The 23,727-nt window shown below is 43.5% G+C and carries 25 protein-coding genes; 6 read left to right on the plus strand and 19 right to left on the minus strand.

Going from position 1 to position 23,727, the window contains the following annotated elements; translation table 11 throughout:
* Positions 1-39 precede the first annotated feature (39 nt).
* The 11 genes from ASD24_RS05340 to ASD24_RS05385 form a co-directional block, all read right to left on the minus strand.
* Positions 40-1,371, minus strand: a complete 1,332-nt coding sequence (locus tag ASD24_RS05340; protein ID WP_056692710.1) for a sensor histidine kinase — start codon at positions 1,369-1,371, stop codon at positions 40-42.
* A gap of 156 nt (positions 1,372-1,527) precedes the next feature.
* The gene (locus ASD24_RS05345) at positions 1,528-2,634 is read right to left on the minus strand and encodes an ABC transporter permease (RefSeq protein WP_056692713.1); all 1,107 of its coding nucleotides are present in this window, start codon (positions 2,632-2,634) and stop codon (positions 1,528-1,530) included.
* Between the two features lies 1 nt (position 2,635).
* Entirely contained in the window at positions 2,636-3,793 is a 1,158-nt protein-coding gene (locus tag ASD24_RS05350) for an ABC transporter permease (protein WP_056692716.1), read from the minus strand.
* A gap of 4 nt (positions 3,794-3,797) precedes the next feature.
* Positions 3,798-4,715: an ABC transporter ATP-binding protein gene (locus tag ASD24_RS05355; protein ID WP_056692718.1), complete on the minus strand. Its 918-nt coding sequence runs from the start codon at positions 4,713-4,715 to the stop codon at positions 3,798-3,800.
* Between the two features lie 292 nt (positions 4,716-5,007).
* A complete protein-coding gene (locus ASD24_RS05360; protein ID WP_056692721.1) occupies positions 5,008-6,108 on the minus strand; it encodes a PsbP-related protein in 1,101 nt (366 codons plus the stop codon).
* 179 nt (positions 6,109-6,287) lie between these two features.
* Positions 6,288-6,452 carry a DUF3934 family protein gene (locus tag ASD24_RS29860; protein ID WP_082560289.1) on the minus strand — a complete coding sequence of 55 codons (165 nt, stop codon included), beginning with the start codon at positions 6,450-6,452 and terminating at the stop codon, positions 6,288-6,290.
* Between the two features lie 131 nt (positions 6,453-6,583).
* Positions 6,584-7,807 carry an MFS transporter gene (locus ASD24_RS05365; protein ID WP_056692723.1) on the minus strand — a complete coding sequence of 408 codons (1,224 nt, stop codon included), beginning with the start codon at positions 7,805-7,807 and terminating at the stop codon, positions 6,584-6,586.
* 67 nt (positions 7,808-7,874) lie between these two features.
* A complete protein-coding gene (locus tag ASD24_RS05370; RefSeq protein WP_056692726.1) occupies positions 7,875-8,474 on the minus strand; it encodes a TetR/AcrR family transcriptional regulator in 600 nt (199 codons plus the stop codon).
* A gap of 234 nt (positions 8,475-8,708) precedes the next feature.
* A complete protein-coding gene (locus ASD24_RS05375) occupies positions 8,709-8,882 on the minus strand; it encodes a hypothetical protein (protein WP_156395345.1) in 174 nt (57 codons plus the stop codon).
* A 94-nt stretch (positions 8,883-8,976) separates the two neighbouring features.
* On the minus strand, positions 8,977-9,159 hold the full coding sequence (locus ASD24_RS05380; RefSeq protein ID WP_056692732.1) for a hypothetical protein: 183 nt from the start codon (positions 9,157-9,159) through the stop codon (positions 8,977-8,979).
* 182 nt (positions 9,160-9,341) lie between these two features.
* A complete protein-coding gene (locus tag ASD24_RS05385) occupies positions 9,342-9,761 on the minus strand; it encodes a VOC family protein (RefSeq protein WP_056692734.1) in 420 nt (139 codons plus the stop codon).
* A 274-nt stretch (positions 9,762-10,035) separates the two neighbouring features.
* Between ASD24_RS05385 and ASD24_RS05390 the strand changes: the two genes are divergently transcribed.
* Positions 10,036-10,788: a class I SAM-dependent methyltransferase gene (locus ASD24_RS05390; protein ID WP_056692737.1), complete on the plus strand. Its 753-nt coding sequence runs from the start codon at positions 10,036-10,038 to the stop codon at positions 10,786-10,788.
* Between the two features lie 88 nt (positions 10,789-10,876).
* On the opposite strand, the gene pbp4 is transcribed toward ASD24_RS05390, so the two are convergent.
* Positions 10,877-12,988, minus strand: coding sequence for a penicillin-binding protein PBP4(5) (gene pbp4, locus ASD24_RS05395; protein ID WP_056692740.1), 2,112 nt, complete (start codon positions 12,986-12,988; stop codon positions 10,877-10,879).
* A gap of 147 nt (positions 12,989-13,135) precedes the next feature.
* On the opposite strand from pbp4, the gene ASD24_RS05400 reads away from it, so the two are divergent.
* Positions 13,136-13,540 (plus strand): CBS domain-containing protein, encoded by a 405-nt coding sequence (locus ASD24_RS05400; protein WP_056692743.1) that lies wholly within the window; start codon positions 13,136-13,138, stop codon positions 13,538-13,540.
* 195 nt (positions 13,541-13,735) lie between these two features.
* Here the strand turns inward: ASD24_RS05400 and ASD24_RS05405 are convergent, their stop codons facing one another.
* Positions 13,736-14,185, minus strand: coding sequence for a hypothetical protein (locus ASD24_RS05405; protein ID WP_056692746.1), 450 nt, complete (start codon positions 14,183-14,185; stop codon positions 13,736-13,738).
* Between the two features lie 311 nt (positions 14,186-14,496).
* On the opposite strand from ASD24_RS05405, the gene ASD24_RS05410 reads away from it, so the two are divergent.
* On the plus strand, positions 14,497-15,102 hold the full coding sequence (locus ASD24_RS05410; RefSeq protein ID WP_056692750.1) for a hypothetical protein: 606 nt from the start codon (positions 14,497-14,499) through the stop codon (positions 15,100-15,102).
* A gap of 196 nt (positions 15,103-15,298) precedes the next feature.
* Here the strand turns inward: ASD24_RS05410 and ASD24_RS05415 are convergent, their stop codons facing one another.
* The 3 genes from ASD24_RS05415 to ASD24_RS05425 all read right to left on the minus strand — a co-directional run bounded on the left by ASD24_RS05415 (position 15,299) and on the right by ASD24_RS05425 (position 19,000).
* Positions 15,299-16,285, minus strand: coding sequence for a phosphotransferase enzyme family protein (locus ASD24_RS05415; RefSeq protein ID WP_056692752.1), 987 nt, complete (start codon positions 16,283-16,285; stop codon positions 15,299-15,301).
* Positions 16,286-16,782: 497 nt separating this feature from the next.
* The gene (locus tag ASD24_RS05420; protein ID WP_235540398.1) at positions 16,783-17,361 is read right to left on the minus strand and encodes a hypothetical protein; all 579 of its coding nucleotides are present in this window, start codon (positions 17,359-17,361) and stop codon (positions 16,783-16,785) included.
* Positions 17,362-17,401: 40 nt separating this feature from the next.
* A complete protein-coding gene (locus ASD24_RS05425) occupies positions 17,402-19,000 on the minus strand; it encodes a glycosyltransferase family 39 protein (protein WP_056692758.1) in 1,599 nt (532 codons plus the stop codon).
* Positions 19,001-19,166: 166 nt separating this feature from the next.
* Between ASD24_RS05425 and ASD24_RS05430 the strand changes: the two genes are divergently transcribed.
* Positions 19,167-20,576 (plus strand): CAP domain-containing protein, encoded by a 1,410-nt coding sequence (locus ASD24_RS05430; protein ID WP_056692762.1) that lies wholly within the window; start codon positions 19,167-19,169, stop codon positions 20,574-20,576.
* Between the two features lie 141 nt (positions 20,577-20,717).
* Here the strand turns inward: ASD24_RS05430 and ASD24_RS05435 are convergent, their stop codons facing one another.
* Genes ASD24_RS05435 through ASD24_RS05445 form a run of 3 tightly spaced genes read right to left on the minus strand, consistent with a single transcriptional unit; the run spans position 20,718 to position 22,399 of the window.
* Positions 20,718-21,248: an isochorismatase family protein gene (locus tag ASD24_RS05435; protein ID WP_056692765.1), complete on the minus strand. Its 531-nt coding sequence runs from the start codon at positions 21,246-21,248 to the stop codon at positions 20,718-20,720.
* 26 nt (positions 21,249-21,274) lie between these two features.
* Positions 21,275-21,664, minus strand: a complete 390-nt coding sequence (locus tag ASD24_RS05440; RefSeq protein WP_056692767.1) for an iron chaperone — start codon at positions 21,662-21,664, stop codon at positions 21,275-21,277.
* A 60-nt stretch (positions 21,665-21,724) separates the two neighbouring features.
* Complete coding sequence (locus ASD24_RS05445; RefSeq protein WP_156395346.1) at positions 21,725-22,399, minus strand: M48 family metallopeptidase; 675 nt, start codon at positions 22,397-22,399, stop codon at positions 21,725-21,727.
* 222 nt (positions 22,400-22,621) lie between these two features.
* Between ASD24_RS05445 and ASD24_RS05450 the strand changes: the two genes are divergently transcribed.
* On the plus strand, positions 22,622-23,383 hold the full coding sequence (locus ASD24_RS05450; RefSeq protein ID WP_056692771.1) for a GNAT family N-acetyltransferase: 762 nt from the start codon (positions 22,622-22,624) through the stop codon (positions 23,381-23,383).
* A 20-nt stretch (positions 23,384-23,403) separates the two neighbouring features.
* Positions 23,404-23,679: a hypothetical protein gene (locus tag ASD24_RS05455; RefSeq protein WP_056692775.1), complete on the plus strand. Its 276-nt coding sequence runs from the start codon at positions 23,404-23,406 to the stop codon at positions 23,677-23,679.
* Positions 23,680-23,727: the final 48 nt, after the last annotated feature.

Genomic DNA, 23,727 nt, shown 5'->3' on the forward strand with positions numbered 1-23,727 from the left:
CTAGTAAAACTTCCATTGGCTGCTCTCCTTATCTACACCTTAACCTATTCTGTCCTCAGTTCCTCTCACCGAAGAATCAAATACTTCCAATAGCTGAATAAACGTTCCCTCTTTACGCTGGGTATCCAATATAACTTGCTTGTATTGCGACACAATTTCTCTTAGATTGCTAAGGCCTAGACCACGATTACTGCCTTTGGTTGAAAAGCCCTTCTCAAACAATTGGTACAATTCAGGTGTCTCTTCGCGGCAACTGTTGCTGACCACAATTAATGTGCCATGTTCTTGGCGAATCAACGCCATATGCACAGTTGGCGCCTCACAATGAATTGCCTCTTCAATGGCATTATCCAATAAGATTCCTACACAGCGGCATAATGGCACGGCATCCATATGGATATGTTCGATTGGCTCAGTAACCTCAATAATAGCATCGATGTGAAGCTCCTGTGCCTTGATCATCTTCGCAGAGATAATGCCTTTTAATTCTTGTACTTTTAGATGATGTAAGGCTCCCAGTTTATATGTATTGGACTGCATTCCTTGACTGATCGGCATAATTTTCTGCTCAAAATAAGCTTGTAATTGATTCATATCCTTATGACGAATATATTCAGACATACTAAGAAGAATATTAATATAATCGTGCCTAAACTTTTGCATATCGGTGTATAAATGTTCTAGATTCTCTGTGTATTCCTTTAATTGCTCGTACTGTTCCCGCTGGTTCTGCATCGCTGCTTCCTTCATAATCGTTCGGCTTAATATCACAAATACACCAATGAGTAAGGCAAAATAAAACAGGAACAAAATACTATTCGCTTGAATGTTATCATCGGAGAAACCTTGGCTTTGGCCGATCCATATATTGATGTAGAAAATTACAACAGTGAAGAAGGTCAGAATCGTAAGAAATAGACCATATCTTCTGAAAAATGCATCGTGGTTCTTCAGCTTCGTAAGCAGTATTCTGACAAGTGCACTCAATAGAAATGTCATGATCATAATGCCTGTTACATAGATCACCGTATAGAACATATTCGTATGAATGGATGCACTCGAACCACCAAACACATTAATATTGATTATCCCGCACATATAATCACTGATGACCATGAAAATCAGCGTTATTGTTGGAAATAAAATACTGAGAAGGATCTTTCTCAGCTTAAAATATAAACTGATGACCAAGAAGAATAAGACGACAAAACTACTTGCTGAGCCCATCACTCCAAACAGTGAGTAGCCAATGATGATTGAGCCAACGAACATAAAAGCAATCGAACTCTTGCTAAGTTGATGCTTCAACATGATCGGGATGGACAGGCTAAACGTTGCCATCTGTATGATAGCAGCCAAAAACAATAACATAATCAAAATCCTTCTTTCAACGTTATACTGAATCTCTCTATGTGATAATGACTATATGGAACAATATAACATTTATCAATGAAACAGACTATCTTACCTTCATCAGTCTTTAACTGAGAATACGATAAGATAGCCTATTATAGAATTCCGAATCTATTATATATCTTCTGTCCTCACTCTTGTCAGCAATAAGAAAATTATCGCAGCACAGGCGAACAGACTGATGATATGCACAGCAATCATACTACTGTTACCTGTAAAACCACTGAACATATCATTGTTCAGTTCAGTAATCCACTGCGTTGGCAGAATCCGCGCCAGCTTCTGCATACCTTCAGGCATAATTGAACTTGGCCATAAGGTACCTCCTAGCATCGCCAGAGGTAGCGATACAACAGTAATAAGCAACCGTCCCGTAGACATTTTGGATGTACGACTTATGAGTAGCAACCCAAGTCCTGCTGCAATCATGTTTAATAGTCCATAGGCTAGCACGAGCAACAGAAGTTCCCCCACAGATAGGGAAAGATCTATTTGGAAAACGCCTGTCATCAAGGCAACCATAAGTATAAATTGTCCCACACCAATCACCGCAAACACACTAACGGTCTGTAGATAGTAACTTAATTTGCTCCCCGCAGCCAGTAATAGGCGTTGGGTTGTTGTATGCACTTTATCACCTAGGAATAATAGTGTGTTCGTCATCGTAAGAAACATAATAATAAACACGATCATATTAAATGAACTCGTCAAGACAACTGCATTAGGGTTTCCTAGAATCTTTTGTTCCACTTGAATTGGAGCGCTCGCTGCAGCGGCTTCTTGCATACTTGTGGTTAAAGATTGTTCGCTTGTTGTATTTTTGGCGAGTGTTTTCAACACAGAAAACACACTGTTCAGTTTAACCTGCAATGAATTCGAATTCACGCTTGGTTCATTCACATAGCTACTCACATTCAGTGTATCCGGATCAGCGGTGATATCCGCAATCGTTGGCGTAAACACGATACCCAGATTAGTACGATGATGAATGGCATCATCTGCGGATGAGGCCTGTGTAATGGTGACATTTTGCTTCTTCAGCATGTCTGATACGTATGAATTCACCGTTGCGTCCTCTATATACATTGTAAGTGTAACCTTCGTCGCTTCCTCATACTGTGCAACTACCGAGTACGTAAATACAATGGGCAACAATAAAATCAGGATAAACGTTAGCTTTCGTTTGAAAATACGCTTGAGATATAGTTCGAATACCCGCACCTTATCGAACCACCTTTCTAGTCAGGGAGTACACCGAAACGAGGACAAAACCCATTGCGGTAATAAGCGCTGTAAATACAGGCATCAGATCTATGACACCCTGCTGAATATAATCAAACATTGGACGTTGGAACACTTCATTGATACTTAATGAACTCAACTCTCCCATATCCAGTTTAACGAATCCACCACCCACAAACGTCATCACTGGAATCAATACAGTAACTAGACCATCCACTTGCTTGATTCGACGGGCAATCACACCGAGCAGCAATCCCAGTGCATTGAAGAAGATTGCACCTGCAAGGATAATGAACAACACAAACATAATGCTGTTTCCATAGCTAACATCGAAAAACAATTTGGCACATACGACGATGACTACCCCTTGCATGATGGATATCGTCACACCCGTCAGAAATTGTCCCATAATTAACGCTGTCTTGGAGATTGGAGTAACCAGATAACGATCCCCCAACGCTTCACTGTATTCTTCCTGTACAAAGTTCATCATGTTAGCCAGACCATATACCAGGATTAGAACGAGCATGGTCACACCGTAATAACTCATTGCTGAAATACTGGAGCCATTTGATGAGACAGATGCCTGATCGGTTTCTCCAGATGCAATTAACATATTGCTGTACTGATGAGAATAAACGATGTTCTGATTGTTTGCACTTGCGATTTCCATCGCCATATATCCATCCCCGTAGGCAGATAACGCCAAATCGGTTATATTTACTTTTTCAATATGATTGTCTTTTCCATATACGGTGATGTTACCAATCTGATGTGCTTCATAGTCCAGCGTTAGATCACTAGGCAGATAGATATATTGTTCTACTTGACCAGACTCGAGCATCTCCATAGCCATCTCACTACTCGTCTGCATCTGGATATTGAACATCTCTTCATTCGCTGAACTAGTCAAGAAGGCAACTACATTTTTGCCGACCTCCCCATCATCTTCATTCACAACAACAGTAGAGATCTGGGGGATAAGAGAATGCTTCGCTTCCTGATCCTCTGACTGAAATACCCCTGACAATGCGTTTCCCAGAATCAGAATTAACAACAGGGGCAGCAGAATATAATTTACAAACACGACAGGGTTCTGAAGCTTGCGCTTCATACTGGTAGCAAATATCGTCCACATCGCTCTAATCCCTCAAGTTCTTTCTTGTTAATCGAAAAAAAACTTGCTCTAGATTCGGTGTTACATATTGAAAACTCTTCATGTCTTCGCCAAAAGATTCTCTGATCTGACTTAATGTGTTTATATCATTTTTGGGAACACCAAGCTCTACACGGTTGCCATCTGACAGTAGTACAACGTAATCTTCAAGCTGCTTGGCATACGCTGTACTTTTCTGCTGTAACTCCAATCGAATGATCGCCTGATCGGTATACTCCTGTATAACGTCATCTAATTTGCCTTGGCATAACAATTGTCCATCATCCATAATACCGACATGAGAGCAGATTTTCTCAACCTCTTCCATATAGTGCGAGATATAAATAACCGTCGTTCCGAGCTGATTCAGTTCTATAATGGCATCTAAGATTCGGTTGCGGGATTGTGGATCAACTCCCACCGTTGGTTCATCGAGTATAATGACATCGGGATTGTGGACAATTCCACATGCGATGTTTAGCCTTCTTTTCATACCGCCGGAGAATTTTTTAGGTTTTTGTTTGCGTTCTTCCCACAGTCCGACGAATTCAAGCGCGAAGCGAACTTGTTTTTTCAAGCGTTCTCCTTTTAAGCCATACAACTTACCGAAAAACAACACATTCTCATAGGCAGACAAATCATAGATCAACGCTAGATCCTGTGGAACGTATCCTACACGTTTGTTTGTACTTGCATTGAGATATTCATTGAACCACTGAATCTTCCCACTTTGGGGCTTATCCAGTCCCAACATCACTCTGGTTAAGGTGGATTTACCTGCACCATTGGGGCCAAGCAATCCATAAATTTGACGATCCCCTACCGACAATGTCAGTTGCTTTAATACAGGTTTCTTCTTGTTATAACTGAACTGAATATTCTCTCCTGCGAATACGGTTTGCATTAATACTACCTCCCAATCACTTCATGCCTTGTATGTAAATTGAGTGTAGCATCCCGCTAAACTACCTACGTTATATGGTCATAACATGCAGATATGATGTCATAACTGTACCTCCAAGGACACAGAATGATGACTTAACTGTTAAAGCAAATACATATTCGTATGTCATACACAAAACAGCGATCCCCTAGATACGACGTACCGTATCCTAAGAACCGCTGTAATATTATAGTTTGAGCTATTTATTGTGAACTATTCTGATACAAATTCAAGTTCACACCGATTGTGAATCTTACTTTTCAGGCTCCTCATACGTGCTTGTGTACATTTCATAGTCTTTTTTCACCCGGTCAAATCGACTCTCTGTGGTATAGAACACAATCTCTACAAAATGATTTTGGGACTCTAGTATAGTTCGTAACTCAGCGGTTTGGCGTTCATTATCGACGTAATGTCCTTCCAGCTGTATGCCTTTCAGACCGTTAATCTCAACAGGTTTCAGATCTGGTATGGGAGTATCTTTGCCATCCGCGTAGACTTCGGCGACGTATCGTCCGTAATCCTCCAATGTTAGGTCTGAATCGAACTCATCCTTGGATGCAAGGTATACCGACAACTGCTCATTATTCTCTGCCAAAGATATATCCAGCGCTGAGTCCGATAGTTCAAATGCATGAACCTGCCAGTTGGAAGGTGTGCTAATTTGGAACTGAGCATATTTACCTTGATGGGGGATCAGCTCTTCCGAAGATGTACTATAGTCCGTTGGCTTGTCATTCAAAATGCGGAAATGCTGAGCCATTTGTTCAAAAAACTCTTGGTCCGCTGCTGTAAATTGATACATCTTCGTATATGTAATGATATAGAAATGCTGATTCGTCTCTAGAAATGCTGTAATGTATCCGAATTGATGTTTGCCATAATTCGTCCGTCCTTCTTTTACATAAGCTTCTTTTTGGTCAATCATCAGCTGACTTGTTCTAATCACCTCATCATTTGTATCTACAGATTCTCGTGCTGCATTTATGTTTTCCTGATGCCGAACCATATAATCCGTCAATGACATATCTGGAATATAGTCTTCACGGTTCACTCGGTCAATTCGAAGTGATCTCGTTTGATCCTTTGTAGCTAATTTTAAAAGGGACGGGCTGATTTCCTCCGTGACAACTTCCCATTCGGAAGGGAGGCTGACTGATAGTTCTTTCTGCTGAGGATAGAACGTTACGAGCTTTTCCACAGCATCCTTTGAAGAAACGATGGACTCAGAGTCGATGGTAGACTCAGATACATAGGACGGTGCAGAAGGTGTGCTGCATCCGGTAACGGTAACAATCGCGGACAAGCTCAGTATAGTGGTACATACAATGCCTTTGATAACATGCTTAGCCAATGGAAAAACTCCTTTGATAAAATCAATGATTACATCCTACAAATTAGAGGTTTATTTTACCATTTATATCGGCAATTTGGATGTAATAATAAAGGGGGATCAACATAAAAAAGAGACCTGCCCTTGTCTTTAGGTCAGATCTCTTCATCATGAACACCTCTCGCTTCGCCATTGCCCATTTACTGGGACTTGTCATCTGAGGTTTCGTTATCATCCTTTTTCTTCGTACCCTTACTCTTATAGGGTTTCGGTGCACTTTTGGCACGGTTGGCACTCGCTTGCCAGCGATTCCAGCCTTTTTTGCCTGTACCGCGGCCTGTTCCGCCACCTTTAGATTTACTCATCGTATCACTCCAATAATCCTGTATATGCTTAAAAATGACCATCCTAGATAACGTTCATCGTGACCCAGCCCAATTATTCACTTCCAGCATATATTATTATAACAAAATATCACTTCAAATATCGTTAATCGTTACATTTCAGCTTTCAATTGTCCAGCCTGTTTGCCTCCTCGAAGCACCCACATGGATAATAGGAAACAAATCCCCAGTACAATTGAAGCAGAAACGTACGGATAGTTAATATTCACATCAAATAATGCCCCAGCAACAATCGGTCCTGCAATATTGCCTAGACTTGTGTACGCTGAATTCAATCCCGCCACAAAACCTTGCTGCTCCTCCGCCAATTTCGACATTTGCGTACTGATTGCCGGGCGTAAGATATCCATTCCGAGGAACACAATAAAGGTAACGACCAGAATCAGCCAATACGTATGCACGAATAAGGTCAGCAAGACAAACAACGCTACAAAGAACAGACATACCGAAATGACCTTCTTCTCCCCAAACCGGTTCAGCAACCAGCCGATGAGAGCGACCTGCACTACAGCCCCTGCAATGGAGCCAAACGTAATGATGAATGCAATGTCTTGTGTTGTAAATCCGAATTTTTTATATACAAATAGCGAAAATACCGTCTCATAGTTTGCAAGTCCAAATGCCATCACGAATACGATAATTAAACTGAAAAAGTAAGGCGCTTGATATGATCGTAGCAGTTGGGATGCCAAACTCTGCGTTTTAACCTTCGCTTGGGCTGCTCCCATATCAGGTTTACTCGTTGCGGGACTACGTGTCGACTCTGGCAAAATGGTCAGTGTGATGATTGCAGCTAACAAACCGGCAACACCTGCAGCATAGAACGGAATCCGAATACCGAACTCAGCTAGATAGCCGCCGATACCAGGTCCAATGATGAACCCGGTGGAGATCGCAGCATTGATTAATCCCATTCCTCGACCGCGTTCTTCCTCTGTCGTAATATCTGCAGTGTAGGCCATAACTGCCGGGAAGATCAGCGCAGCGCCAATTCCTCCAAGCATACGTGCAGCGAAGAGCAGCACAGGTGCATTAACCGCACCAAACATAAATTCGGATACAGCAAAAATTAACATGCCGACAACGATAATCCTTTTACGCCCCAAGGCATCGGACCAGCGACCCGCCACCGGGGAGAACAGAAACTGTGTGAAGGAAAATGCCGCTACCAGCAGCCCCACCGTGAAACCGGTAATATGCAGTAGCTCCATGTACGCAGGCATAATGGGCACAACAAGACCTATACCTGTAAAGACGATAAAAATATTAACCATTAATAGTAGTAATGCGCCCCTATTGCGCGTTAGTAAAGCCATGATTACATCCTCCGTAGTTGTCAAAATGTTGCCTTCTCATATACTCCGCTCAAGTGGCAACCTATGTTTAATCCTTATCTTTTGCAATGCCGTGCAAGAATACACTTGCAGCGTGACGATATAAGGCAAGAGCCTGTTCTGGCTCCATACTGCGCGACATGTGACTCAGTCCGATAATGGTACTTTCCAATATAAGCGCAAGGTTGTCTATGTTGTCAGCCTTGAACTCCCCACTCTCGATCCCCTCTTGTACCAACTGTCTGTTAAATTGAATATGCCGCTCAAACATCACGGTGATGCGTTCTTCGATATCGTTCTCTTTCTTCTCCTTTGTAAAAAATTCATCGGCTGCCTTGGTCAGTGGGTGATTCATCTCATCCAGGACAAGCTGTTCGGCCAAACCGTAAATTTTCTCGGTAGAGGTGCGATAGAGATGTTCTTTGGCTGTCCAATTCTCTTCCCATTCCCGATCCCATTCATCAATCAAGTATAGAAAGAGACCCTCTTTACTTTTGAAATGGTAATAAATATTGCCCTTGCTGCTCCCTGTTGCCGCCACGATATCTTCAATGGATGTTGCCTTATAGCCTTTTTGTACAAAAAGAGCTCTGGAGGCATCCGCTAGTTTCTTCTTCGTCTGCTCTGTTTGTAGTTGCTTTTTGTTCATTCTTTCACTCCATTTCTTACATGCTGCTTGCATACTGAACATTCGTTCTATATTTTAACGGATGAATGTTTAATAAGCAATATCCTATCGAGGTTGTTTTCGTGACAAAAATTACATACCAGGTTCGCCTCTTCGGGATCCTTCCTTCTTCCCCAGCGTCAACGACAGTGTGATATACAATAAAGAAGGTGCCAGATGGCACCTTCTTAGCTACTTTTATTTACTTCATACCATTTATTGTTGTCCTGCACGTACCCGAATATTCCCGAGTTCATTGGCATTGATGGCAAATGCATTACCGCCTTGGCCCACCGAAGCCTTCGCAGATTGTCTCGCATTAAACTTCAGACGACTTTTGTCTACCTCTACCCGGTTGACGTGTTTAGCATGTTTTGGTTTTTTAGCCATACCGATCCGCCTCCCTTTCTTATTATTCTTCTCTACAGAAATAGATGCATTATGGATATTTCACGATTATTGCTTCGTTAATTAGACCAGTAGACTAGCGTTTACGCGAAGATCGGCGTCCCTTCTTCTTCTCTTTCATAATCTGAACGTTAACAGCATTACTCGCGAGCACATTCCCTGACTCCGCATAGCCTTTGGCGGTTTGGTGAATCTGAATGACAATATACTGATTCTTGCCGACACGATACCGGTAACTTTTCACGTTGGAACGGTTCATATCCATCTCCCTGTACATTGTTGTGGGTCATGCATGTTTTATGTTATTCATGTCCATACCTGAGGAGTTGTGTGAATGCTGGATTTATAGTGGATTTCCAAAAAAAATAACCTTCCTATTTGAATAGGAAGGCTATCTCAATTTAAGTTATACAATTGAATGTTAACTTGCTTAATTTCCAATTATTCCGCTGTCGGGAATGCACTCAGATCCATATAGGATACTTCCCACAGGTGATCGTCCAGATCTTGAAAGCTCCAGCCATACATAAATCCATGATCCTGCGGATCATTGTAATGCTTGCCGCCTGCATCCAGAGCAGCTTGTACAATCTGATCGACCTGTTCACGGCTATCTACGGATAGCGCAACGATGACTTCGGCTGTCTCGGCAGCATTAGAGATTTTCTTAGGAATGAACGATAGGAAACGCTCTTCCACCAGCAGCATAGCATAAATGTTGTCCCCAATGATCATACAGGTAGCTGAATCATCCGTAAAATTAGCATTAAACTCAAACCCAATCTTGGTGAAAAACTCCACCGATTTATTCAAATCTTTGACGGGTAGGTTAACAAAAATCTGCTTAGCACTTACAGCCACCATCGATCACCTCGATCTATTGGATTAGTTTCCCAAATCAAAATAACATTTCGCATATAGGCTGTCAAATGAATTATACTAGTTATATTCCAAATGGTGAGGTGACAAGCATGTTATTCCAATTCGTTCGAAGTAATTAGTTATCGGGCTGGGTCAAAACGCGTACCAGCTATGCAGGGATACGTCTGTCTTCTTGACCTAACTCGGTAGATTATTGTATCGAACGTGAATAACAACTACTCATTGTATCCACACAAGTTTGGAGGAATAACGAATGAAACAAACCATACAATACGAAGCTTTTTATGAACAGATCGGGGCAATCAACGGTTGGAATTTCAGTACCATACAGGTTGTATCCGAAGGAGTCCTATGGGATCTATATACTGAAGTTATGCACCATACCCTTCCCTCTGACCTCTTACTCGATATTGGCACAGGTGGCGGAGAAGCACTGCTCTCCCATGCCGGGGCTGCATCATTACTTGTAGGGATCGACCTTTCCCACGGCATGATACAGACTGCACAGCGTAATCTTCTTGCGTCAGGGCGCTCCAACGTCCGATTCATACAGATGAATGCAGAGCAGCTTCAATTCCCCAATCAATTTTTCAATATGATTTCTAGCAGACATGCCCCCTTCTGCGCATCAGAAGCATATCGTGTACTTGCTGATGGAGGTATGTTCCTGACCCAGCAGGTTCGGGAAAATGATAAATATAACATTAAAAAAGCTTTTGGCTTGGAGGCAACCGAAGACTTGCCAACAAGTACACTAGCAGAGAAATATCTGAACGAACTGCGTGAGGCTGGATTCCGTGATATTTACCTCAAGGAATATAATGCGACCGAGTATTATGCTCGCCCAGAAGATCTGCTCTTCCTGCTGACTCATGCGCCAATCATTCCCGATTTCGGAGAACGGGCTACAGATGTGCAGACACTCCAGCGTTTTATTCAGCAATATCAGTGTGATCAGGGAATTCGCACGAACGCCGCACGTTTCCTGATAACAGCTCGCAAATAAAGCACTATCGACCAATTGAGAATGAACAAAATAACAGCCCACCAGACCTTTGGCAACGCAATCAGGTCTAGTGGGCTGTTATATATTATCATGATGCGTGTACGTTCAATTTCTCCAGAAACGGCTCTAGTTTATCCACAACATAATGGCTTCCGCCACGGCCGTTCACTTGTTCAATGACCGCAGATATGAGGAAGGAAGGGGATTCGGTATCGAACACTACGACAAATCCGTTCTCTTGTCCTTTCTCTCCCTTCTTCGCTTTTAATTCAGCGGTTCCCGTCTTAGCGGCTAATGCACCTGGAAGCGAATTAAGGGAGTGAGCTGTTCCACCTGAACGGGTGACAACTTGACCGAGTGCATCCTTAACCGTAGCTGCGACATCAGGTGTGATGATCACCTCGGGTTCAGACGTTTCTTTGCCTACAATCAGTACAGGCTTCACCATTTTCCCTTCATTAATAAAGGGCGTAAACGAAGTCGCTAGATGGATCGGAGACATTAACATCTCTCCTTGACCGTAGGACGTATCAGCGAGAAGTACCTCTGATGCGAGATCGAGATGTGCCTCATTCGCATACTGACTTGGCTTCAAATACAATTCGTCCAATCCGAAGTTATCACCGAATCCAAACTTTTGAATACCTTCAATAAATTTGGCACTGCCCATCTCAATGGCTTCTTGGGCAAAATAGATATTGTCTGAATATACCAAGGCATCGACCATATTCACCGGTGATACACTCTTCACACGTTTCACATAATAACCGCCCCAGCTCTCATCCTTACGCCATTGTAAACCAGGGATATCATGTTCTTTATCCGCAGTAGTTACGTTCTCCATGAGTCCTGCTGCTGCTGTGATTGCTTTGAAGGTTGACCCTGGTGCATAACGATTCGTGAAGCGATTAATAAAAGGTAGCCTTTCATCAGCGGAATACGCATCCCACTCTGCCTGCGTAAGACCTGTAACCATTTTATTCGGATCGTAGGCTGGTGCACTAACCATAGCAAGTAGATGACCATCTGTCGGATTCATAAGCACCATCGCTCCGGCATCTCCACCGCTGGAAAGGGTCTGATACAATTTTTGCTGTGTTTGCGCATCAATGGTCAACTGCACATCTTGTCCATCAACCGCGTCATGACGAATCAGCTCAGATTGGACATTTCCTAGTTCATCCGTAATCTCAATCAAGCCACCTCGCTCGCCGCGAAGTTGTTTCTCCATGGATTGCTCCAGACCGGCTTTACCAATCCAGTCCTCAGCCCGGTAATAACCTTCGGTATCTTTCTCCAGATCCTCTTTCGTCACTTTACGCACATAACCAACCAGATGAGCAGCCGCTTCACCCAGCGGGTAGTATCGAATCGTCTTGGATTGCAGCTTCACGCCATTTAGCCCGTCAGGCACCTTGGATTCATCGGTCGTAGCAATCGGTACAAAATATTCTGGCTTCACCCACTTTTGCTCTAACGCCTTCGTAATAACGTCTGATGATACCTTGTAATGCTGAGCAATCTGGGCAATCTTAGCCTCCGGGCTCTCGTCTAGCTCCCCTGGTACGATGCCCCATTCATTGATCGTACCTTTTGTCGCAAGAGGCATTCCTCCATGATCTACAATGTTGCCACGTTCCGGAAATAGTGTCCGGACTCTCACCTTACTGCCTTTAACCATATCTTTGAGAATCATCGACGGCTGCCAATCAATCCGCCAGACTTTGGTGCCATCCTCAAGCTCTTGTCTGACAAGCTTCAAGGACTGGGTCTCGTTCACGTCGCCAAGCAAGGTTGTCAACTGCAGATTATAGTCCACTTCGTAGATGTCAGGGTTGGGTGCGTCGGCACTTGCTTCTCCACTTGCTCCTGATTCTGATTCATTGGAATCCGCTGTCGTTTCGGTGGCCTGTGGCTTCACTTCTGCCTTGACCTCGGATACCTCCATGCCGGAGTAGATTGCGTTATACTTTTCCACGAACTGTTCTCTACTCAGTCCAGACTCATCCAGTGAAGCAGGCGTCATCATCGTATATAGCTGATCGAATTCCTTCTTCTGCAAATGGTCTATGTACTGTGTTACAGTGGCCTCTGGCTTCGCTTCTTCAGCTTTGCTGTTCTGCATATATAAGTACATTCCGACTCCACCCGCAAATAAGATTGGGAGTAGTCCGTACAAAATTTTATGTTTCTTTTTCATGGTCATATCACCTCTACAATATACTATAGATTTCCAAGCTCATTTAAACAATGGCACAAATCTGACGATTTTATCATAAAAAATAGCCGAATACTCACATAATATGTTTAAATAAGGAGAGTGAAATTACTGCAAAGGAGCCCGATGATGGAAATCAGCTATTTTTTACTCCCCAAAGCCGAAGTGGCCTATATCAAGTCCTCCGCTTCCATGAAGGATGCGATCGAGCAGCTTGAAGCGCAGCATTATACTGCCATACCCGTAATTGATCAGGATGGAAAATATGTTGCTACCCTGTCCGAAGGTGACTTGTTATGGAAAATGCGAAGTACACCTGGATTGACTTTTGATAATATGGATCAGGTAGAGGTACATGAGATTAACAACCGTGTGTACAATGAATGCGTATACATTGAGGCCGAGATGGAGGATATGCTGACATTGGCAGCCGATCAAAATTTCGTACCTGTTGTTGATGTAGATCGTGTGTTCCTCGGCATCATCCGTCGCAAAGACATTATCGAATACTATACGCGCAACATCTCTGATTAGAGCAATACCACTTGCCCGCTGCACACTACATAGCACCAAGCTAAGCCGTTGTACAGAGGTGAAACAAATAAGGCGAGCCGCGGCTCGTCTTTTTGCATGATTTTTGGCTATGACACTTGGGTATGTCACCAGGCTAGGTCGTAACTTGCTCTCCGCTGAAATTCACTTCAATTTTACTTCAATGTAACCGTTCCTTCATTGCGTAGGTTCCTCATTGAGCTTGAAATACCATTCTAGAAATAAGTTAAAATTCGACCATTGCGGTGTACTCTCTCCCCGAAGGAAACGCTCAATCGATTCGCCTAGCTCAACCAAAATGACTTCACCCGTCACTCGATTATAAAAGAACCCACCTTCACCCTCGAAGCTATCCAGCGGGATATAAGCATCCGGCAGCCCTAACGTGAGCTGCGCCACAGTAATATCTTCCATATAAACGGTATTCACCATAAACCAACAAATCTGATAAAGCTCCTGATTTCTACTATAGAATGTAGGACCATCCTCAGCATGCAAATAAAATTGCGCAAAATCAGACTCCCGAGCAATCCCCAGTTTCCGTAACGCTTCTTCATAATCTGCCGGGACATCTTCATGCCACCAGCCTTGATCCTCACAATACTCCATCACCCGAGTTGATAACATGATACGCCTCCTAATGATTGAACCTTCTAGAAATTAACCCATCTACGACTTTACGGGAATCCACACTTGAGGCGGAGCACCCTCACCACTATATACTTCAAGCTCTGGAATGCCTGCATGCTCATAAGAGCCTGCTGCTCAATAACGTTATACTTTACATTCATCACCAATTCCCCTCTCCAATTCGCGCGCTCGCGTCTTCCTTCAGGATGACCTATAACTACTCTATCAAAAGAATCTATCGAATGGAAATATGCAACCTTTCCTGCCGACGTTCGTCTAATCACTAATTACGGAATAAGGAGATGACTATGCGGATAACTTGCGAAGCTGGTACTGGATTTACGATTGGAATGATTGCACTTCAACCAGAGGCACTGGACGTAGACTGCTCCAGCAGCCAGATCACTAATGTGGTTGATCCTGAACGGATCGCTATTCCCTATGTGGAAGATGAAGAATACGGCGCGTGCTTCGACACGATGAGCATGATGGAGGGCACATATCAAGAGGAATTTGGAAAGAGTTATGATGTTGAATTTACCATTGATGTGGACAAGAATGGGTACATTACAGAGTTTGAGCATACGTTCCCACTGGAGCGTTATATTGACCTTGTGCAGACACAATCCTATCAAGTAATCCGTACGAATTGGCGTGGTCGGACATTTCACGTAATGACGTACGGATACCCTGAAGAAGTGCGCAATCCGAACAATGTCATTTATCGATGCACGAGTGAAGAAGACGTATTTGTAGTAGGTGAAATTGTTCCTTACTCCACTATATCATCCACAGGTCAACGCTACGGTATGCTCCATTTCCGTGCCTTAATCTCTGCCAGGGATGATCTCTATCCCCTTAGCTACATGTGCAAACCCGATTTCGATCTAACTATTCATGCTTCGGAATCATAGTTTGGCGATACATAATATGAAAGAGCGCTAGGTTTCCCCATGACGTGGGTTCACCTGCGCTCTTTGATGATAGTGAAGCATAAAGTCCCTTTGGCATGTTGCTTATGAGTGCTGCTTGTGGGGATTATCTGGTGCTATTTGCACGATTTGAACTCTGATAGGTTACGTCATACTACGCATTGCAGCTCCTACAATTCTAAGACAGCGGTTGACCGAATAGCTTCGCTTTTTCTACCAATGCCTTCTCCAACCTCTCCCGCAATCCACACATCCACTCAGGCTCATGCGCCCATTGCTGCGCGGCAGATCGAAGTATTCGTACATAGCCGTACAGGTTGGCGAAGCGGCGACATACCGGAAACATCATCTCCATATCAACCGTTTCTTCGGATACAGACCAGTATCCTTGCATAAAGGATTGTTTCATACGCTCCCAGTGCTCTGGCTCAATCTCCTCCTGTAAACTATCCAATGATTGCTGCACATCCATCGCATACCAGTGAACCATAGCATCATCGAAATCAATGGCATAAAAGGCATGATTCGCCTGATCATAAAATACATTATCCAGTTCAAAATCATAATGAATGAGACCAAAGTTCTGCTTCGTAACAGGCCAGGATGCTAACACCGTCCGCACAGCATTGACCTCATTCAAAGCCTCTGTCTCATCCGAAAACTCCTCTAACACACCTTGCATCCAATCCAGCACTTCTGTATAAGTCCAGCGCCCCGTATGCTCTGGCACATATTGACGGGACACAATGTGCAGCTCGCCTAACGCCTGACCATAACCGTTAACAATCGTCTCATCCAGATCGACACGAGCCAGTGCTATCCCTGGAACCCGCTTGAACACCGATGCATAATAGGCTCCCCACGGTGTATGAACCTGAACAAGCTGCTCCCCGTTATGTGATGGAACAGCCTCTAGCGCTCCATATTGATGTCGATGAAGTTCATGCAGGAATGCTAATTCGGCTTCTATATTCAATTTATCCTTTTCGTCCACAGATGCAAAACGAAGCAACCGAACTTCATCTTGAAATCGGAACGGGTATACCGCATTCGACGATATTCGGTAATGTTGGAACATATCCAGCGACTCTGCATCATAGTCCCATTGCTTCAATATCATCTCGGCGAGATCGTGATTGTGGAATAAATATTTTAGTTTTAACATGGGCATCTAGCTCCTCATTATTTGATGTCGTTAATACTGCTCGGGCGAGCCTAATAGAAGAAATGATTCCCAGCAGCTATTGCCTGCAATAGATCGTTCCATTGACCCGCCACCGGGTTAAATGGCTATTTTGGCGCGCAAAAAACCGCAGGCTATGCCTGCGGTTTTTAAAATTCGTGGTGTACGAGAAGAAGCGCATAAACAAATAAACCTCGTGATCACCAGGAAAAAAATGCAGTTATATCCCTATGGTCAGCAGTCATCCGATGGTATTCTGAGCAGTATATTGCCGCACCTAATCCCCGATGTCTGCTGTATCTATTCAGTTCATAATCACCTTAATGGTTGTAGTCATTGCGTTCATCTTAGCCCGTCGTTTCATGACGCTCACTCCCTTCGAGAAACCAAGTTATTTCTATATTAATCCATATATTTCATGTAAGCAATTACAAAATTGCCTCACCAATTCATCACTTACCATATAACATCCACAATAATTAGAAAGGATTGATGATCGTAATCCGCTCTACCTTCTCTGTATGTTCTTGGTACCAGATCGTGATCATATCCCCTTGCTTGAGGTCAGATAACTGTAAGGCGGAAGCAAAGCTGGACTTGTTATCCTGACTTCCCATCGCCATTCCTCGGGTGATGACCACATCATCATTCACCGTCCATTTCATTTCCTCACCTGTTTCATTGATTTCCATATTGGCTCCTGGAAAACTCCCCTGCTGACTGTTGTTGCTGGAACTGGAGGGTTGACCCTTCTGCACCTGCTCCAACAATGCCACGTTAATTACATTGCCATCGACAGAGATCACTTTGCCCATGGAATCTGCATTCATCATGCCTCCGCGTATAGCCTCTCGGCTACCTGTACGTACATCTGAATCTGTTCCGCCAGCACCACCTCGATTAAAACCTCCGTTAGAATTAGGCGCACCGTTCATACTTCCATCGCCGCCATTCATATTAGGAAATCCAGTCATACTTGGATTTGAACTTGGCATTGCAATCTGCTGAGACGTGATGGCATCACAGGATACCAACAGGACAGAGCATACAAGCATCATCCATATCAAAGATGTAGATCCATTACGTTTTTGCATACGGTCACCCTTTTCCTAGGAAAGTCTGTGAATTTGGTTTCCAGTCGATTTTCCTTCGAAATACGTAGTCATAAGTATCCTTGAAACCCATGTAGGACAGTACAATGAATAGTGGATATACCGGATAAATGTATCTTGACTTGATCTCCCACAAGATATAGAATCCGATAAACCCTAGAATCACCAATATCAGCGATACCTCATCGTATCTCTTCGCACGTATTGCACCGATCACCCGAATCAGGATGAAACAATACATCAAAAAGTTCATGACATATACGACCCAGAGCATACCAACTCGGTACGGCGAATCTCCTGCAAATAATTCTGTCATTGGATTCGTATAACTGTAGGAACCTGCAATCCATGCACCCCCACCTCTACCTCTTCCCATATCCGTTCGACTTTCATTACCGATGCCATATCGATCCATCTGATAGGTACCCTCAGTCCACGTCCATATGACCTTCTTATAGTACATTTCCGCCAGTTCAGCTAAGCTTGCCTCGGATAACTTTCTCTCAATCTCTTGTTTGAATAACGCTGTACTTGTCGCTTGGTTATAATTCGCCTCTCTCTGATAGATTCGATAACTCTCCATATTGTCCCAGAAGCCGAATCGCTCCAGATTAATCCCCATATTGAGCCACATATAGATCGGTGCCGAGTTCTCGTTCACGGATCCTTCAACGGTATCCGTTGATTGCAGCACTGCATTCTGCGTCCAGCTTGGAACATTAAATAGAATCGCCAGTATGCCGATGGATGCTATTGCTTTCTTTACGCCGACATTCCGCCAATTCATCAGGATATACAGAATAGCAGCAATCAGAATGACCGCACCAACACTTCGGAAATAGTTACCTATCGCCAATAGAACAGCAGCTATAATCAACGTGCTCCACGACTTTTTGTTCATAAATCGAATCAAGCAGTATAAGGAGGATGTAAAAAAAGCGGTCGCAATCACATCGTTATAGATCAGATTGTTCATAAATAACGACGGAAGATACGTCGCTGCAAAGATTAAAATGCCATAATCCCGCGCTGTAGATCTGCGATTCAATTGTTTATAGATCAGATAAATCATGTAGGTCGTTACGAGTGAAAAGAAAATATTAAATAGCTTAATAACTAGATAGTTGTCTGGAAACAAGGACAGCAAGGTTTTTAAATAGAGCACAATTGAGAAATTGAATGGAAACATATGCAGATATCCACCTGTCTCAAACGAGGAATAGTCCTGATCATAGAGCATATTCATCGCCAGAGAGAGCACGGTCTGTGAATCATCTGTAGGCACACGAGGGAACAGAAAAATAATGCCCACCTGCACGATAAACGAACAAAGTAACACCACAGGAATAACCACCTTGGGGCGGAATTTATCCAGTGTCAGACAGATTCTGTAGAGCAGGATGCTAGATACGAGCAGCACGATAATGATTGGAATGAATATGCCCCATTGCTGCACTTCTAATATGGGATTATCTCCATACATGGCGTAATTGTATTGCGCCCTGAGAAAGAAGGACGAAGCGATAAACAGCCCAATACATAACGCCATAATGAGATAGAGCGTCTGATGAATTACTTTAAACATGTCACAACTCCTTTTCCATTACAGGATTCGAACAGTATTATAAGGTCTCTAACTGAAAAATCGCTGAATTCAAGGAGAGCAAAGCTAACGAAAGATACCTCTACTGTCGATAATAACCATTGGATACATAATATTAAAATTTATAATTAAAAAAGGAGATTGAAACATGTTTAATCGTAAACGCTACATCCGTTCGTTATTAGCAGTACCTTTAGCTGGTCTACTACTCGTTTTGCTTGCATCCCAGCAGGCTTCGGCAGCTCCCATCGACAGTTTGTTACCTGAGCGGAGCGAGCAAGAAATTACTCAGAAATGGAATGAATGGATGAGTGAGAAAGATAAATCAGTTACGTTCACCGAGACAGCTTCCGCTATGGCTCCTTATATTGCGGGGAAAATTAGTGATTCTTCCTTAGAGCACGCCCTGAATGCAGCTAACTTTTATCGTTTCCTGTCAGGACTCGAGGGGGATCTCGTTCTAGATGCTGCGCTCAATCAACAAGCACAACATGGCGCAGTCGTTATTTCTACATCGGCGCTGTCGCATTACCCACCTCAACCGGCGGACATGCCAAAGGACTTTTACGACTTAGGTGCCAAGTCGGCATCAAGTTCCAACCTGTTTGCAGCCTACAGCTCCAGAGGGAACGTCGCGGTCAACAGTGTTGAAGCTTATATGGATGATTCAGATGCAAGCAACATTGCTGCACTAGGTCATCGGCGCTGGATTTTGAGCACACAATTGAAGAAAACTGGATTCGGTGTTGCGTACCGTGATAACAAGTCGTATGCCAACCAGTTCAGTACCATGCAGGTTCTCGATACCAGCCGTGCGGAAAAGGTAAACTATAATTACAGCTTGTATCCGAATAAAGGGGATTTCCCGATTGAAGCATTCAAAAGCTCTCAAGCTTGGTCCGTACAACTGAATCCCGATGTCTTCGCGAAGCCTTCCCAATCGAATGTGCGAGTTGAGGTTGTTCGTTCATCAGATCAACGGACGTGGGTATTAGGAGCCAATCATAAGAACAGCACTGACCCTTCAGGGGCATACTTTAATGTAAATAACGATTCTTATGCATACAATTACGCTATCATTTTCCGTCCAGATCAGATCCAGTCTTTGAAAGAAAATGACACGTTTAACATCCGAATCACAGGTCTGAAGAAGAAAGACGGCTCCAATGCCGAGATTTCGTATCAAACCCGATTCTTCTCTGTAAATAAGACACAACCGAATCCGGGAGTAGACCCCGGTACACAGGAACCAGATCCCCAAGATATCTTGGATAATTTCCTAGTTAAATTTCAATACACAGCAGACCGTACGTTAAAGATTAATGGGACACTGTTGAAATACGCTAACCAAAGCTTCACCTTCCAGATTTATGGACCATCACCCGATGAGAGCCATATCAGAACAGTCACTGTAAATGTAGATGCACGTGGTAGATTCGGTCTTACACTGCCTAACCTGTCCGCTTCCGATCTCAACATTTACATGAAGGTCAGCGATGATATTACCTATCTCATTACAGCGGCTGGCAACTCAAACGTGACCTACTATATTAATTAACTAGAAAGATTAAATAGTATCCACAACAACAAAAACAGTCGGAAAGCCTTGAAAGGCATTTCCGACTGTTTTCTTGTACAGATTTATTTCCAGTCTGTCAGGGAACAGGAATCTGTGGCAGAAATCTTTTTATAAATAAACTTAGGTGTATATTTCCTTGAACTCATCGACATATAACACTTCAATACACCCAGACCAATTGAGAATCGAGCCGACAAAGTCCTGAATGTCTAATCCCTTCATCTCATACGTCTCCTCAGTGTTGACAGTACCTGTCGCATCCTCGATCAAGGTCACCTGGAAACCCTCATGCTCCGCTGTAATTGCTGTGAACAGACAACAGTATTCCGTATTGAACCCTACAATAAATACATGCTCAATGTGCCGCTCTACCATCCATGTCTTTAACTCCGAGTTGCTGAAGGCACTTGGCTTGCTCTTCTCCAGCACAGGATGCAGCTTCGTATCGAGCACAATCTCTAGATTGGCACGCTCCTTATAGTACAGAGACGAATCCTCTTGCTCGTAATCTACATGCTTCATATATACAATTGGCCAGTCCCGTTCCTCAAAATCGGCAATGACAGATTGAATCTTGGCCACTGGTTCTGATACGTCACGCAAACGTACAATCCCCTGCTGTACATCCAGCACAATTAAAGCCTTATTCATCTAAACTCTCCTTTGATCAGGTCGGTTTATTTCTTCTTCTGCTTCTTCGTTGCTGCCTTCTCCACGTTCTCTTTCACCCGGAATTCGACGATTCGCCGGATCAACTCTTCGGGTAACGGCTGATTGTGCGGGAACTGAACCGATCCCTTCGCTCCCTTGAATGTGGAGAGTTCCTCTTGAAATGCCGTGATCCCACTAGGAGCTGGGTAGAATCCAATATGATTCTGGTATGCAGCAAAATGAACCAAATTCCCATGCTGCGCATACGTGGGCATCTTGTAACTGATCTTCTCTTCCGCATTCGGGGCTGCTTCCCGAATCATCTGCCTTAACGCTTGAAGTCGTGCCTGCACCTCAGGTGCAAAACCCATAATATATTCGTCCACCTGTACAGAAAAGGGGTTGCTATCTGGCATCATTAACTCCTTCCACCACAGAGTAAACCTCGTGGTACGGGTATTTGGATTCATTGTAATTCACAACGTCATCGCTCGTCCATGTCTCATCAGGTAGTCTTCCTTCGATTTGTAATCAGGCATAATGCTGCCGACACGACGCCAGAACGAGCGGTCATGATTCATATGATGAATGTGGCAGAGCTCATGGATAATGACATAGTCAATAACTTCATACGGTGCCATAGCTAAGCGATAGTTAAAGGTAAGCTTTTTGTCCCAGCTACAGCTCCCCCACTTCGTGGCTGATTCCACAATGTCTACAGACTTTGGCTTCACCTTAAGCTCTCGTTGATAGCGACCGATGCGCTCCCCAATTACCCGTTTACACTCGGCAAAGTAGAACTTCTTCAGGGTCGCTCTCAGCTCATCCTCCCCTAATCCTTCGACAGGAATTAGTTCATGCAGAGCATACTCTTTACCAAAATGTAAAAATGCTCCCTTGCCCTCTTGCTCGTACTCCTTAGCCTGAGGGCCTTCCAGTGCCTGCTGCATAAGCGCGGACTTTGTGAGGATGACCTCTCCGTGCTGCCGCACGAGTGCCGTTAACGCCTCTTCACTAGTGCCATTAGGTGCCTTTATCGTGACCATGTAGGGCAAGTCCATCGTGATGGAAGCTTTTTTTCGTTTGCCATATTCGATATGACATGTAATGGTCTGTCCCTGGATCTCTATAGTAATCATGTTGTACTCCATTTCTGCAACTTGAGCTGTATGCTAATGCTTGTTTACTGATATAAATTCTTATTTATCCTTACTTATTAATTGCTGCATTGTACTCTATCCTACAAATTGTATACCAATAATCAAATGTTTAACATCCGAATAACTCCAATTGAATTTTTATTCATTTATATGTATTATTATTAAATTAAAATCTTACATATACTTGATCATTACACTGGGAGGATGAACAAAATGTATGCAACAGAGTATACGCATCGGCATATTGAAGAATTAACGCTCAACCACTGGCAGCCTTTATCAACCTCACTGTATGACGGATGGGTGCTGCGTTTTGCCAAAGGGTATACGAAGCGAGCGAACTCGGTTCAAGCAATCTACCCTTCTACCCTGGATGTACATGAGAAAATCACGGCCTGTGAGCAATTCTATACGTCTAACCAGTTAAGTACTATTTTCAAAATTACACCGTTTGTTCAGCCAGAAGAATTGGATCAGCTTTTGCAGGATAAGGGTTATGTCGTCATGGATCGGACCCTCGTTCAGCTTCGACGTCTTGAGGATCTGAAAGCTCCTGAGCATCTGGAGGCACACATCAACGAACAGTTAACTGACGAATGGTTACATCATTTCTGTCGTTTGAATGCGGTCAACGAAGAGTGCCGGGAAACCATGACAGAGATGCTCTCAAATGTCCGTGCAAAGACAGCATTCATCACGCTGTCTGTTGATGGGCTCGTGGCTGCCTGCGGACTTGGCGTAGTTGAGCGGGGAGTCATTGGACTACATGACATCATTACAGATACAACTTACCGTAATCGTGGTTTGGCGGAACAGATGATCCTGCATCTGTTGCACTGGGGTAAAAGTCATGGTGCTGTTTCAAGCTATCTGCAAGTGGTCGAAAACAATGCCCCCGCACGACGGCTATATGCAAAATTGGGTTATACCGATGCCTATACGTATTGGTATCGGACTAAGAAATACATACCATAAGGCTCCATCATGTTGGTATTTTGGTGAAGGGTGTAGGCGTATGCGCTAGTTATGCTTCCGTACAAAACGATCTTGAAGTTGCCTCCATTAGCGAATATAAAACCAAGACCGAAACAAAGTTGAAAAAAGGGGAGACATCGGTCATCCTTCGGTTCGCCTCACCTGTAGACTCAGATGAATTGATGACAGCCGCTGGTGAAGCACTGGCTGCAGTGGACGAAACACTGCTAAATACAGCACAACTTGCTACCCTTGGCAGCTATGCTATTCTGGAATCGAAACCGGAACAGAAATAGTTCAAGTTCTAATCCGACATGAAACATAGAAATGGGACAAAGCAGCTC

Source organism: Paenibacillus sp. Root52 (genome assembly GCF_001426865.1).
Taxonomy (GTDB): Bacteria; Bacillota; Bacilli; order Paenibacillales; family Paenibacillaceae; genus Paenibacillus.

Excerpts from the sequence above, each read along its gene's own strand:
- ASD24_RS05340 (WP_056692710.1), bottom strand. The coding sequence starts at position 1,371 with ATGTTATTGTTTTTGGCTGCTATCATACAGATGGCAACGTTTAGCCTG.
- ASD24_RS05350 (WP_056692716.1), bottom strand. The coding sequence starts at position 3,793 with ATGTGGACGATATTTGCTACCAGTATGAAGCGCAAGCTTCAGAACCCT.
- ASD24_RS05355 (WP_056692718.1), bottom strand. The coding sequence starts at position 4,715 with ATGCAAACCGTATTCGCAGGAGAGAATATTCAGTTCAGTTATAACAAG.
- ASD24_RS29860 (WP_082560289.1), bottom strand. The coding sequence starts at position 6,452 with ATGAGTAAATCTAAAGGTGGCGGAACAGGCCGCGGTACAGGCAAAAAA.
- ASD24_RS05365 (WP_056692723.1), bottom strand. The coding sequence starts at position 7,807 with ATGGCTTTACTAACGCGCAATAGGGGCGCATTACTACTATTAATGGTT.
- ASD24_RS05370 (WP_056692726.1), bottom strand. The coding sequence starts at position 8,474 with ATGAACAAAAAGCAACTACAAACAGAGCAGACGAAGAAGAAACTAGCG.
- ASD24_RS05375 (WP_156395345.1), bottom strand. The coding sequence starts at position 8,882 with ATGGCTAAAAAACCAAAACATGCTAAACACGTCAACCGGGTAGAGGTA.
- ASD24_RS05380 (WP_056692732.1), bottom strand. The coding sequence starts at position 9,159 with ATGAACCGTTCCAACGTGAAAAGTTACCGGTATCGTGTCGGCAAGAAT.
- ASD24_RS05390 (WP_056692737.1), top strand. The coding sequence starts at position 10,036 with ATGAAACAAACCATACAATACGAAGCTTTTTATGAACAGATCGGGGCA.
- pbp4 (WP_056692740.1), bottom strand. The coding sequence starts at position 12,988 with ATGAAAAAGAAACATAAAATTTTGTACGGACTACTCCCAATCTTATTT.
- ASD24_RS05400 (WP_056692743.1), top strand. The coding sequence starts at position 13,136 with ATGGAAATCAGCTATTTTTTACTCCCCAAAGCCGAAGTGGCCTATATC.
- ASD24_RS05405 (WP_056692746.1), bottom strand. The coding sequence starts at position 14,185 with ATGTTATCAACTCGGGTGATGGAGTATTGTGAGGATCAAGGCTGGTGG.
- ASD24_RS05410 (WP_056692750.1), top strand. The coding sequence starts at position 14,497 with ATGCGGATAACTTGCGAAGCTGGTACTGGATTTACGATTGGAATGATT.
- ASD24_RS05415 (WP_056692752.1), bottom strand. The coding sequence starts at position 16,285 with ATGTTAAAACTAAAATATTTATTCCACAATCACGATCTCGCCGAGATG.
- ASD24_RS05420 (WP_235540398.1), bottom strand. The coding sequence starts at position 17,361 with ATGATGCTTGTATGCTCTGTCCTGTTGGTATCCTGTGATGCCATCACG.
- ASD24_RS05425 (WP_056692758.1), bottom strand. The coding sequence starts at position 19,000 with ATGTTTAAAGTAATTCATCAGACGCTCTATCTCATTATGGCGTTATGT.
- ASD24_RS05430 (WP_056692762.1), top strand. The coding sequence starts at position 19,167 with ATGTTTAATCGTAAACGCTACATCCGTTCGTTATTAGCAGTACCTTTA.
- ASD24_RS05435 (WP_056692765.1), bottom strand. The coding sequence starts at position 21,248 with ATGAATAAGGCTTTAATTGTGCTGGATGTACAGCAGGGGATTGTACGT.
- ASD24_RS05440 (WP_056692767.1), bottom strand. The coding sequence starts at position 21,664 with ATGCCAGATAGCAACCCCTTTTCTGTACAGGTGGACGAATATATTATG.
- ASD24_RS05445 (WP_156395346.1), bottom strand. The coding sequence starts at position 22,399 with ATGGAGTACAACATGATTACTATAGAGATCCAGGGACAGACCATTACA.
- ASD24_RS05450 (WP_056692771.1), top strand. The coding sequence starts at position 22,622 with ATGTATGCAACAGAGTATACGCATCGGCATATTGAAGAATTAACGCTC.